General features: G+C 73.6%; 9 protein-coding genes. 3 read left to right on the top strand and 6 right to left on the bottom strand.

The window, feature by feature from the left end; genetic code table 11:
- Positions 1-8: 8 nt before the first annotated feature.
- From ccrA to AB0I22_RS05905, 3 genes are all read right to left on the bottom strand, one after another.
- A complete protein-coding gene (gene ccrA, locus AB0I22_RS05915) occupies positions 9-1,346 on the bottom strand; it encodes a crotonyl-CoA carboxylase/reductase (RefSeq protein WP_363129408.1) in 1,338 nt (445 codons plus the stop codon).
- A 395-nt stretch (positions 1,347-1,741) separates the two neighbouring features.
- Positions 1,742-2,560: a TetR family transcriptional regulator gene (locus AB0I22_RS05910; RefSeq protein ID WP_363129407.1), complete on the bottom strand. Its 819-nt coding sequence runs from the start codon at positions 2,558-2,560 to the stop codon at positions 1,742-1,744.
- Between the two features lie 112 nt (positions 2,561-2,672).
- Positions 2,673-4,508: a 3-hydroxybutyryl-CoA dehydrogenase gene (locus AB0I22_RS05905; RefSeq protein ID WP_363129406.1), complete on the bottom strand. Its 1,836-nt coding sequence runs from the start codon at positions 4,506-4,508 to the stop codon at positions 2,673-2,675.
- Between the two features lie 293 nt (positions 4,509-4,801).
- On the opposite strand from AB0I22_RS05905, the gene AB0I22_RS05900 reads away from it, so the two are divergent.
- Positions 4,802-5,437 (top strand): HEAT repeat domain-containing protein, encoded by a 636-nt coding sequence (locus AB0I22_RS05900; protein WP_363129405.1) that lies wholly within the window; start codon positions 4,802-4,804, stop codon positions 5,435-5,437.
- Here AB0I22_RS05900 and AB0I22_RS05895 read toward each other — a convergent pair.
- Genes AB0I22_RS05895 through AB0I22_RS05885 form a run of 3 tightly spaced genes read right to left on the bottom strand, consistent with a single transcriptional unit; the run spans position 5,407 to position 7,433 of the window.
- A complete protein-coding gene (locus AB0I22_RS05895) occupies positions 5,407-5,931 on the bottom strand; it encodes a GNAT family N-acetyltransferase (protein WP_363129404.1) in 525 nt (174 codons plus the stop codon). The two genes, AB0I22_RS05900 and AB0I22_RS05895, sit on opposite strands and share 31 nt — an antisense overlap.
- Positions 5,932-5,972: 41 nt before the next feature.
- Positions 5,973-6,371 (bottom strand): RidA family protein, encoded by a 399-nt coding sequence (locus AB0I22_RS05890; RefSeq protein WP_363129403.1) that lies wholly within the window; start codon positions 6,369-6,371, stop codon positions 5,973-5,975.
- 33 nt (positions 6,372-6,404) lie between these two features.
- Positions 6,405-7,433, bottom strand: coding sequence for an Rv2578c family radical SAM protein (locus AB0I22_RS05885; protein WP_363129402.1), 1,029 nt, complete (start codon positions 7,431-7,433; stop codon positions 6,405-6,407).
- Positions 7,434-7,579: 146 nt separating this feature from the next.
- Here AB0I22_RS05885 and AB0I22_RS05880 point away from each other — a divergent pair, with 146 nt between their 5' ends.
- A complete protein-coding gene (locus tag AB0I22_RS05880) occupies positions 7,580-8,023 on the top strand; it encodes an SRPBCC family protein (RefSeq protein ID WP_363129401.1) in 444 nt (147 codons plus the stop codon).
- 268 nt (positions 8,024-8,291) lie between these two features.
- Complete coding sequence (locus AB0I22_RS05875; protein WP_363129400.1) at positions 8,292-10,703, top strand: MFS transporter; 2,412 nt, start codon at positions 8,292-8,294, stop codon at positions 10,701-10,703.
- Positions 10,704-10,747 lie beyond the last annotated feature (44 nt).

Raw genomic sequence — 10,747 nt, 5'->3', positions numbered from 1 at the left:
CGTCTCGTTCAGACGTCGCGGAAGCGGTTGATGGCGTCGAGGTGGCGCTCGCGCAGCTCGGGATCGGAGACGCCCATGCCTTCCTCGGGGGCGAGCGCGAGCACGCCGACCTTGCCCTGGTGGAGGTTGCGGTGCACGTCGTACGCCGCCTGCCCGGTCTCCTCCAGGGCGTACGTCCGGGAGAGCGTCGGGTGGATCTTCCCCTTCGCGATCAGCCGGTTGGCCTCCCACGCCTCGCGGTAGTTGGCGAAGTGGGAGCCGACGATCCGCTTGAGCGACATCCACAGATAGCGGTTGTCGTACTCGTGGGTGTAGCCCGAGGTGGAGGCGCACGTGACGATGGTGCCGCCCTTGCGGGTGACGTACACGGAGGCGCCGAAGGTCTCCCGGCCCGGGTGCTCGAAGACGATGTCCACGTCCTCGCCGCCCGTCAGCTCCCGGATGCGCTTGCCGAACCGCTTCCACTCGCGGGGGTCCTGGTGGTGCTCGTCCTGCCAGAACCTGTACCCCTCGGCGGTGCGGTCGATGATCGCCTCCGCGCCCATCTTCCGGCAGATCTCCGCCTTGCGCGGGCTGGAGACGACGCAGATCGGATTGGCGCCGCCGGCCAGCGCGAACTGCGTGGCGTAGCTGCCGAGTCCGCCGCTCGCGCCCCAGATCAGGACGTTGTCGCCCTGCTTCATGCCCGCGCCGTTGCGCGAGACGAGCTGCCGGTAGGCGGTGGAGTTGACCAGCCCGGGGGAGGCGGCCTCCTCCCAGCTGAGGTGCCGCGGCTTGGGCATCAGCTGGTTGGACTTGACGAGCGCGATCTCCGCCAGGCCGCCGAAGTTGGTCTCGAAGCCCCAGATGCGCTGCTCGGGGTCGAGCATCGTGTCGTTGTGGCCGTCGGAGGACTCCAGCTCGACGGAGAGGCAGTGCGCGACGACCTCGTCGCCGGGGCGCCAGGTGTTGACGCCGGGGCCGGTGCGCAGCACGACGCCGGCGAGGTCGGAGCCGATGACGTGGTACGGCAGGTCGTGCCGCTTGGCGAGCGGCGAGAGCCGCCCGTACCGCTCCAGGAACCCGAAGGTCGACAGGGGTTCGAAGATCGAGGTCCAGACGGAGTTGTAGTTCACCGAGCTGGCCATGACGGCGACCAGGGCCTCGCCGGGGCCGAGCTCGGGCGTGGGCACGTCCTCGACGTGCAGGGACTTGCGGGGATCCTTGTCCCGGGCGGCGAGGCCGGCGAACATCTCGGTCTCGTCCTTGTGCACGGTCACCGCGCGGTACGACTCGGGGATGGACAGGGCGGCGAAGTCTTCGCTCGTGCTGTCCGACGCGACGATGGCGTCCAGTAGTTGATTCACGGTTTGCCTCCGGCGAAGCGCGCTGAGGGAACGGCTTGAGGGGACGTCGGGGGTGGTGCAGAGGCGGTGCCGTCGGTTCGGCGGTGTGCTGGGTGCTCGGCGGTGCGCCCGGTGGGGCGCGAGGTGCCTGTGACGCAGGCGTCCGGGCGCACAGAGTGCTTGTGGGGACAGCCGGCACACGACGGTTGTGTCTGCGTGCCGGCCGCCCGGACACTCTCAAGGTATGACACCGGGTGCCAGCCGACAAGACACTCAGTGCCAAAAATTTCTCTCAGATGTCACCGGGGTGGCACGTATGAGCAAAGTGCGGAGGTGAGGGAGGCCGGACACAGCAGCGCCCGCCGCGGTGGGCGGCGGGCGTGGGAGCGCTTACAGGGGCCGGGGGACCGGCCGGGTCACTTCCGCTTGAGGGCCTTCTCGATGGTGCGCATGACCTCGTCCAGCGGCGCGTCCGTGCGCGCCACCGTCACCAGCACCTCGCCGTTCGTACGGGCCGTGGCCGCCGGCGGCCGCTCCGTGCCGGGCCGGGCCCCGATGCCCGTGCCGAACGTCTCGCGGACGATCCCGAAGGCGTGGTCGAGCTGCGTCTCCACATCGCCGATCCCGCCCGCGCGCAGCCACCGGCGCAGCACATGGTTGTGGGCGGTGACCACGGCGGAGGCGGCGACCTCGGCCAGCAGCGGGTCGTCGTCGCCGACGTGGTGCGCGCCCTCGTCGAAATGGCCCAGCAGATAGCGGGTGAAGAGCCGTTCGTAGCGGGCCACCGAGGCGATCTCGCGCTCCCGCAGGGCGGGCACCTCGCGGGTCAGCCGGTAGCGCTCGACGGACACGGCCGGGGAGGCCGCGTACATCCGCATGACCTCCTTGATGCCCCGGCACACGGTGTCCAGCGGGTTCTCGTGCGCGGGGGCGGCGTCCAGCACCGCCGCCGCCCGCACCAGGGTGTCGTCGTGGTCGGGGAAGATCGCCTCTTCCTTGGAGCGGAAGTGGCGGAAGAACGTCCGGCGGGCGACCCCCGCGGCGGCCGCGATCTCGTCGACGGTCGTCGCCTCGTAGCCCTTCGTGGCGAACAACTCCATGGCGGCCGCGGCCAGTTTGCGGCGCATGGCGAGGCGCTGGGCCGCGGCGCGGCGGCTGCTCGCGCTCTCCGAGCCGTCAGCGGTCTCATTGTTCGTCGAACGCAGCGTACGAGCGGACTTAACGGGCTGGGACATGTGGGGAACGTAACACGCGGCCGTATGCGTGTGCCGGGGCGGACTGCCGACCGGTTCGAGCAGCCCGCCCCACCCACCTTTCCCGTCGGGGGACCCGCCGTGCGCCCCGCCGTCAGCGGCGGGCATACTCGCGGAAGCCGCGCCCCGTCTTGCGCCCCAGGCACCCCGCGGCCACCAGGTGTTCCAGCAGCGGCGCGGGCGCCAGTCCCGGGTCGCGGAACTCGCGGTGCAGGACCTTCTCGATGGCCAGCGAGACATCGAGGCCCACCACGTCGAGGAGTTCGAAGGGCCCCATCGGATAGCCCCCGCCGAGCTTCATCGCGGCGTCGATGTCGTCCAGCGTCGCGTAGTGCTCCTGCACCATCTTGATCGCGTTGTTGAGGTACGGGAAGAGCAGCGCGTTGACGATGAACCCCGCCCGGTCGCCGCAGTCCACCGGGTGTTTGCGCACCCGCGCGCACGCCTCGCGGACGGTGGCGTGGGCGTCGTCGGCGGTCAGCACCGTACGGACCACCTCGACGAGCTTCATGGCCGGGGCCGGGTTGAAGAAGTGCATGCCGACCACGTCCCGCGGGCGCGACGTGGCGCGGGCGCAGGCGATGACGGGCAGCGAGGAGGTGGTCGTCGCGAGCACCGCGCCGGTCTTGCAGACCTTGTCGAGCGCCCCGAACACCTCCTGCTTGACCGTCAGGTCCTCGGCGACCGCCTCGATGGCGAGGTCCGCGTCCGCGAGAGCGTCCAGGGTCGCCGAGGGCGCGACGGCGGCCAGCGCCGCGTCCCGCGCCCCGGCGGTCAGCCGCCCCTTGTCGACCGAGCGGCCGAGCGACTTCGCGATCCGGGCCTTCGCCGCCTCCGCCTTCTCGGGGGAGCGGGCCACGAGCACGACGGGGAAGCCGGCCTTGGCGAAGACCTCGGCGATGCCGGAGGCCATGGTGCCCGAGCCGACGACGCCCACGGAGCGCACCTCGCGGCCGGCCGCTTCCCCGGTCGCGGCGGCGGCCGGGGAAGCGGAGTCCGGGACGGTGCGGGCGCTGCCCGGCGCCTCGTAGGTGTAGAAGCCGCGGCCGGACTTGCGGCCGGTCAGCCCGGCCTCGGCGAGGTGGCCCAGGATCGGCGCGGGCGCGTGCAGCCGGTCGTGCGAGGCGCTGTACATCGCCTCCAGGACCGTACGGGCCGTGTCCACGCCGATCAGGTCGAGCAGCGCGAGCGGGCCCATCGGCAGGCCGCAGCCCAGCCTCATGGCCGCGTCGATGTCCTCGCGGGACGCGTACCGGGACTCGTACATGGCGGCGGCCTGGTTGAGGTAGCCGAACAGCAGCCCGTCCGCGACGAACCCGGGCCGGTCGCCGACGGCCACCGGTTCCTTGCCCAGCTCGCGCGCGAGGCCGGTGACGGCGGTGACGGCGGCGGGCGCGGTCAGCACGCTGGAGACCACCTCGACGAGCTTCATGGCCGGGGCGGGGTTGAAGAAGTGCAGGCCCAGGACGCGTTCGGGGCGGGCCGAGTCCGCCGCGAGCCGGGTCACCGAGAGCGCGTTGGTGCCGGTGGCCAGGATGGTGTCCGGCCGGACCAGGGCGTCGAGGGCGGTGAAGACCTCGTGCTTGAGCGCGTACTCCTCCGGTACGACCTCGATGACCAGGTCGGCGTCGGCGGCGCTACGCAGATCGGCGCAGGTGCGGAAGCGGGACAGCAGGTCCCGGCGTGCGGGTTCGGTGAAACGCTCGCGCTCGACGGCACGGGCGGTGGAGGCTTCGAGGGACGCCACGGCTCGCGCGGCCGCCGCGTCGCTGACGTCGATCCCGACGACCTCGCGGCCGGCCCGGGCGAGGACTTCGGCGATGCCGCAGCCCATGGTGCCGAGGCCGACGACGGCGATCTTGCGCAGCGGGCGCACGGCGGGTGCGGAGGAGATGGGAGAGGAGGGATCAGGGGTGGACAGACGGTCCATCGCGAGACTCCAGGGAGAGTTCCCCGACAGCAGGGGGGAAGTGACGACTGAGGAGTTTCCGGGTACGCGCAAAGTGCGCCCGGGAAAAGGGAGTTGAGCGATCGGCGGGCCCTGTCCCGGGGCCGTGCCGTACTGGGGCGCCGAACCGACCGCACGCCATGGCGGCTGCGTCACCAGGCCGCCCGAGCAGGAGTGCCGCTCTCCTTCGGAGGTTAACTCACGGGTAACCGAGGCCGCCAGTAGTCGGCACGCGAATTACGCTGTGGCACGGGCCACTCGGGGAGGAGCGGGAAATGGAAGAGGAATTCCGTGCGCTGCTGGAACGGGTATGGGGACAGCTGGGCTCCCCGGCGGAGGTGAGGGCCTACCAGGGCGTGCTCGACCTGCTGCGCGACCACCGTCCCGCCGAACACCGGGAAGACCTGGCGCGCATACTCGTCGAGCCCGGACGCCCCCTGTGGGCCCGGGAGATCGCCGCCTACGCACTGGGCGTACGCGGCGACCGGCGGGCCTTCGAGCCGCTGGTCATGCTTCTCAACTACCGCGACCCGGTCAGCTGCGCCTGCGCCGCCCGCGCCCTCGCCCGCCTCCGCGACCCCCGCACGGCCCGCGCCGCCGCCGCCCTCGCCACCAACGAACTGCGCACCGCCTACGCCCTGTACCCCATCCGGCTGCTCACCGAGCTCCGCGCGCCCGAGTCCGTACCCGCCCTGCTGGCCACCTTGAACCGGCTGCTCGCCGCCCCCGACCACTACTGGCCGATCGCGCGCGCCTGCGTCGAGGGGCTGGGCGCGCTCGGCGACCGGAGCGCCGTGGAGTCCCTGACGGCGGCCCGCGTCCACGAACGGCTGCGGCCCGCGGCCGACGAGGCCCTCGCGCAGCTCTCGGGCCCGGCGACTCAGAACGTGCGCCCCACCTCCAGTGCGTAACGCACCTCCGGCACCGGCGCCCCGGCCACCTCGCACTCCTCCTCGCCGCCGTCCGGCGCGAACCCGGCGCGCTCGTAGAAGCGGCGGGCGCGGGCGTTGCCCTTCACCACCCACAGCACCAGCCGTGCGAACTCCCGCTCGGCGGCGCCCGCGAGCACGGCGGCGGTCAGGGCGCGCCCGACGCCGGCGCCGATCAGCTCGGGCCGCACATAGAGCGCGTACAACTCCCCGTCGCCGGGGGCCGCGCCCTGGTCCCGCGACGCCCCGAAGCACGCCCAGCCCACGACGGCCCCGGCGTCCTCCGCCACGAGATTCGTCATGGCGCCGTCCGCGCGCGCGAAGAACTCCCGCCGCCGCTCGGCGTCCTCGCGCACGCTCAGCCCGTCGAGATACCCCTGCGGCATGAGCCCGGCGTACGCGAACCGCCACCCCCGCACCCGTATCCGCGCCACCGCGTCGATGTCCCCGGCCGTCATCTCCCGTACCCGCACCATGCGCGGCACGCTAACGGCGGGCCGCGCTTGGTGCCACGGAGTTACTCGCCTATGAGCGCGAACGCCTCGATCTCCAGCAGGAGGTCGGGCCGGGCCAGGGCCGCCACCTGGACCGCGGAGCAGGCTGGCGGGCGGGCCATGTCCAGGACCTCGTCGCGGGCGATCCGGATGGCCGGGAGGATGGCGATGTCCGTGACGAAGAAGGTCATCTTCATCACGTCGGCGAAGGTCGCGCCCGCCTCGGCGAGGCAGCGGCCGAGGTTGGCGAAGACCTGCCGGGCCTGCGCCTCGGCGTCGCCCTCGCCGACCAGCGCGCCGTCGGCGTCGAGCGCGATCTGCCCGGACACGGCGACGAACCGGCCGGTGCCCCAGACGACGTGGCTGTAGCCGTTGCCGGGCGCGAGCCCGTCGGGTACCGGGGAATGGTGGAGCCGGGTCATGCGGAGTGCCCCCTTCGGAGCTTCTTCGGAGCTTCAGAGCAAGGTCAACTGGGTGTGTTCGGGTGCGAGCGTAGGCGACGCGGCCGGCTCCGGGACGCGGCGGTGCGCGCCGGGGGCGTACGGGCCGATGCCCGCCTCGGCCGCGTACTCGTGCACCTGGCGGGTGATCCGGCGCTGGTACCACTTGGGGGCGTACGAGCCGCCCGCGTACATCGACTCGTACCGGCGGACCAGGTGCGGGTGGTGCTCCGCCAGCCAGGCCATGAACCACTCGCGGGCCCCGGGCCGCAGATGCAGCGCGAGCGGGGTGACCGACGTCGCGCCGGCCGCCGCCACGGCCTCCACGGTGGCCCGCAGCTGCCGCGGCGAGTCGCCGAGGAAGGGGATGACCGGCGCCATCAGCACCCCGCACGAGATGCCGTGGTCGGTCAGCGTCCGGACGGCCGCGAGCCGGCGCTCGGGGGCGGGCGTGCCGGGCTCGACGGTGCGCCACAGCGCGCTGTCGAGGAAGCCGACGGAGACGGAGACGCCGACCTCGGTGACGCGGGCCGCCCGCCGCAGCAGCTCCAGGTCGCGGAGGATCAGGGTCCCCTTGGTGAGGATCGAGAACGGGTTGGCGCGCTCGGTGAGCGCGTCGATGATCCCCGGCATCAGCCGGTAGCGGCCCTCCGCGCGCTGGTAGCAGTCGACGTTGGTGCCCATGGCGATGTGCTCGCCGCGCCACCGGGCGGCGGCCAGCTCGCGCCGGAGCAGTTCGGGCGCGTTGACCTTGACGACGATCTGGGAGTCGAAGCCGGTGCCCGTGTCGAGGTCGAGATAGCTGTGGGTCTTGCGCGCGAAGCAGTAGACGCAGGCGTGCGAGCAACCCCGGTAGGGGTTCACCGTCCATTCGAACGGCATGCGGGACGCGCCCGGCACCCGGTTCACGATCGAGCGGGCCCGTATCTCGTGGAAGGTGATGCCGCGGAATTCGGGGGTGTCGAACGTTCGGGTCACCGAGTCCGTACCGAAGAGCGCCGGAGCGGCGCCCCCGCCGTCCCCGCTCAGGTTGGTCCAGCGCATGGCACCTCCTCGTATCGTCCTCCTTCGAATTAGAACATACGTTCCCTTCGGTGGCGGGGACCCTGGATTTGGGCGGGTGTGGCGATGGTGGTTGGCTGTGGCGCACAGGCCGGGTACGGCAAGCACACGACGTCGGAGGAAGACTCATGGGCCAGGTCGAGGCCACCACGGAGCGGATCATCGCGGCGGACCCGGAGGATGTGTTCGACGCGCTCGCCGACTACACCGGCACCCGCGCCAAGCTGCTGCCCGAGCACTTCAGCGAGTACGAGGTGCGCGAGGGCGGCGACGGCAAGGGCACGCTCGTCCACTGGAAGCTCCAGGCCACCAGCAAGCGGGTCCGCGACTGCCTGCTGGAGGTGGACGAGCCCACCGACGGGCAGCTCGTCGAGAAGGACCGCAACTCCTCCATGGTCACCACCTGGACCGTGACCCCTTCCGGGGAGGGCAAGGCCCGCGTGGTCGCCACCACCACCTGGAACGGCGCGGGCGGCATCGGCGGCTTCTTCGAGCGCACCTTCGCGCCCAAGGGGCTCGGCCGGATCTACGACGCCATCCTCGTCCGGCTCGCCGACGAGGTGGAGAAGTAGCCACGGCTCCGGCCACGGCCCCAGCTCCGGCTCCGGAATGGGCCCGGCGGGCGACCGCCGGAAGGCGGCCGTGACCGCGCCCGCGCGGGCTCACCGATTCGAGTGGTTTTCATAGCGGCGCGCCAACGCGCCGCAGCCGCTCCTACCGGCCCGAAGACCCGCCGGGCGCCCCTCCCCGGCGAATCGTCGCGCTTGCTCGCGCTTGCTCAGAGTTGTTGTGAAATGCGACAACAGGGCGGCGGTGCAGGCGCGATGAGGGGAGCAGCACGTGGGCGGGACCATCTGGGCGGCGAAGGACGAACACCTCCTCCCGCCCGACCCCGGGCCCGCGCGCCCGGCCGCGGAGCCCCGCCCCCCGGCGCGGGGAGCGCGCGGCGCCCGGGTCCGGGCCCGGCTCGTCCGCGCCGCCCTCCTCGGCGCGCTGCTGCTGACCGCACTGCTCGCAGCCCTCGACCAGAGCCTCGTGGCCGCCGCGCTGCCGCGCCTCGCCCGCGACCTGCCCGGCGGCCCCGCCGTTTCCTGGGCCGTCACCGCCCACCTCCTCGCCTGCGTCGCCGTGCTGCCCGTATGCGGCCGACTCGGCGACCTGCTCGGCCGCAAGCGCGTCCTCGTCCTCGCGCTCGTCGTCTTCACCGCCGCCGGGGCACTCGCCGGCTGGTCCCGGTCCCCGCAAGAGCTGATCGGCTTCCGCGTCCTCCAGGGCATCGGCGCCGGCGGACTGCTCGCCGCTGTCCCCGCGGTCCTGGCCGACCTGGTGCCGCCGCGCCGCCGCGGCCGCTGGTACGGGCTGCTCGGCGCGGTCACGGGAGCGGCCCTCGTCGCGGGCCCCACGCTCGGCGAGCACCTCGTCGAACACGCCTCCTGGCGCTGGTGCTTCTACCTCGACGCCCCCGTCGGCCTCTGCGCCCTCGGCGTCGTCGCCCTCGCCCTCAAGCTGCCCAGGCCCGACCGGCGGCCGAAGCCCAACCTCCTCGGCGCGCTGCTGCTCGCCGCCGCCTCCGCCTGCCTGATCCTCCTGGCCGCCTGGGGCGGTACGGAGTACGCCTGGACCTCCCGCGTCCCCCTCGGGCTCGGCGCGGGCGCCCTCGGCACCCTGCTGCTGTTCGCCGTCACCGAGCACTACGCCGCAGAACCGATGCTTCCCCCGCGCCTCCTGCGCGACCCCGCCTTCGCCGCCGCCGGGCTCCTCAGCGCGCTCCTCGGCGCCGCGCTCGTCGCCGCCGCCGCGCTCCCGGCGTTCCTCCAGAGCACGCACGGCATCGGCGCCGCCGAGTCCGGGAAGCTGCTGCTGCCCCTGCTGGGCGGCATCGCCCTCGCGGCCCTCGCCGCGGGCCCGCTCGCCGACCGCACCGGCCGCCACCGGCCCCTCGCCGCCCTCGGCGCGGTGCTCCTGGCGACGGGCGCCTATCTCCTCTCCGGCCTCTCCGGTCTCGACGCGACCGCCTCCCACACCGCGATCGGCCTCTGGACGGCCGTGCTCGGCCTCGGCATCGGGCTGCTGCTGCCCGTCCTGACCCTCGCCGCGCAGCACGCCGCGCGCCCCGCCGACCTCGGCGCCGCCACCAGCACCGTGCACCTCCTCCGGCTGTTCGGCGGCTGCCTCGGCGCGGCCCTGGCCGCCTCGGTGTTCACCGACCGGCTCACCGGCCCCCCGCACCGCACCGGCCTGCCGCCCCTCGACTCCCTCACCCCGCGGCTGCTGCACGCCCTGCCCGCCGAACTCCGCGACGGGTTCCTCCGCGCGTACACCGAGACCGTGCCGCGGACCTTCCTCCACCTCGCGCCGGTGCTCGCCCTCGGCTTCCTGCTCGCCTTCCTGCTCAAGGAGAGGCCCCCGGCGTCCTCGGAGGCGTTCGCCGCGCCCGGCGACATCCCCGCGCCCAGGACCGCCGTCGCGCCGCCGCAACCCGCCCCCCTGCTCACCGGCGTGGCCATCACCGGCATCATCCGCCGCGACGACGGGACGCCCGTGCCGCGCGCCGCGCTGACCCTGATCGACGCGACGGGGCGGCAGATCGGGCGTGCCACGGGCGAGGCGGACGGACGGTACGCGCTCGCCGCGCCCGGCCCCGGCTCGTACGTCCTGGTCGCGGTCGCCGGGCGGCATCAGCCGCGGGCGCTCACCGTCACCGTCGCCGGGCGTCCGGTCGCGCTGGACGTCGTGCTGGGCGGCGCCGGGCGGCTGGCGGGGACGGTGCTGACCGTCGACGGCTCGCCCGCCCCGGCGGCGCTGGTCACCCTCACCGACGCGTACGGCGAGATCGTCGCCACGACCCGCAGCGACCGCGACGGCGGCTACGTCCTCCCCGAACTGGCAGCCGGGGAGTACACGTTGGCCGCCGGAGCACCCGGCTTCCGCCCCGCCGCGCTCCCCGTCACCCTCCAGCCGTCCCGCGAGACGCGCCAGGACATCGAGCTGGCGGGCGGCGCCATGCTCCGCGGGACCGTACGGGCGGGCGGCGGACGGCTGGTGGAGGAGGCCCGGGTCACGCTGCTCGACGCGGCCGGCAATGTCGTCGGCGCCGCCACGACAGGCGGCGACGGCGTCTTCAGGTTCATCGGCCTGCCGGCCGGCGACTACACCGTCATCGCGGCCGGATACCCGCCCGTCGCCACGGTTTTGCAGGTCACGGGAGGCGGGAGTACGGAGCGCGATCTCCAACTCGGTTACGAGGACTGACGCCCGCGCCCACGGGGACGGAGCACGCGGGGCCACGGGCGCGC

Origin of the sequence: Streptomyces sp. NPDC050610, assembly GCF_040654875.1 — a bacterium.
GTDB lineage: Bacteria > Actinomycetota > Actinomycetes > Streptomycetales > Streptomycetaceae > Streptomyces.
Note: the sequence above shows the minus strand (reverse complement) of the source record. Positions and strands in the feature narration are given on the sequence as shown.

Bases quoted from the DNA above. Each gene is read 5' to 3' on its own strand.
- AB0I22_RS05910 (WP_363129407.1), bottom strand. From the start codon at position 2,560: ATGTCCCAGCCCGTTAAGTCCGCTCGTACGCTGCGTTCGACGAACAAT.
- AB0I22_RS05905 (WP_363129406.1), bottom strand. From the start codon at position 4,508: ATGGACCGTCTGTCCACCCCTGATCCCTCCTCTCCCATCTCCTCCGCA.
- AB0I22_RS05900 (WP_363129405.1), top strand. From the start codon at position 4,802: ATGGAAGAGGAATTCCGTGCGCTGCTGGAACGGGTATGGGGACAGCTG.
- AB0I22_RS05895 (WP_363129404.1), bottom strand. From the start codon at position 5,931: ATGGTGCGGGTACGGGAGATGACGGCCGGGGACATCGACGCGGTGGCG.
- AB0I22_RS05890 (WP_363129403.1), bottom strand. From the start codon at position 6,371: ATGACCCGGCTCCACCATTCCCCGGTACCCGACGGGCTCGCGCCCGGC.
- AB0I22_RS05885 (WP_363129402.1), bottom strand. From the start codon at position 7,433: ATGCGCTGGACCAACCTGAGCGGGGACGGCGGGGGCGCCGCTCCGGCG.
- AB0I22_RS05880 (WP_363129401.1), top strand. From the start codon at position 7,580: ATGGGCCAGGTCGAGGCCACCACGGAGCGGATCATCGCGGCGGACCCG.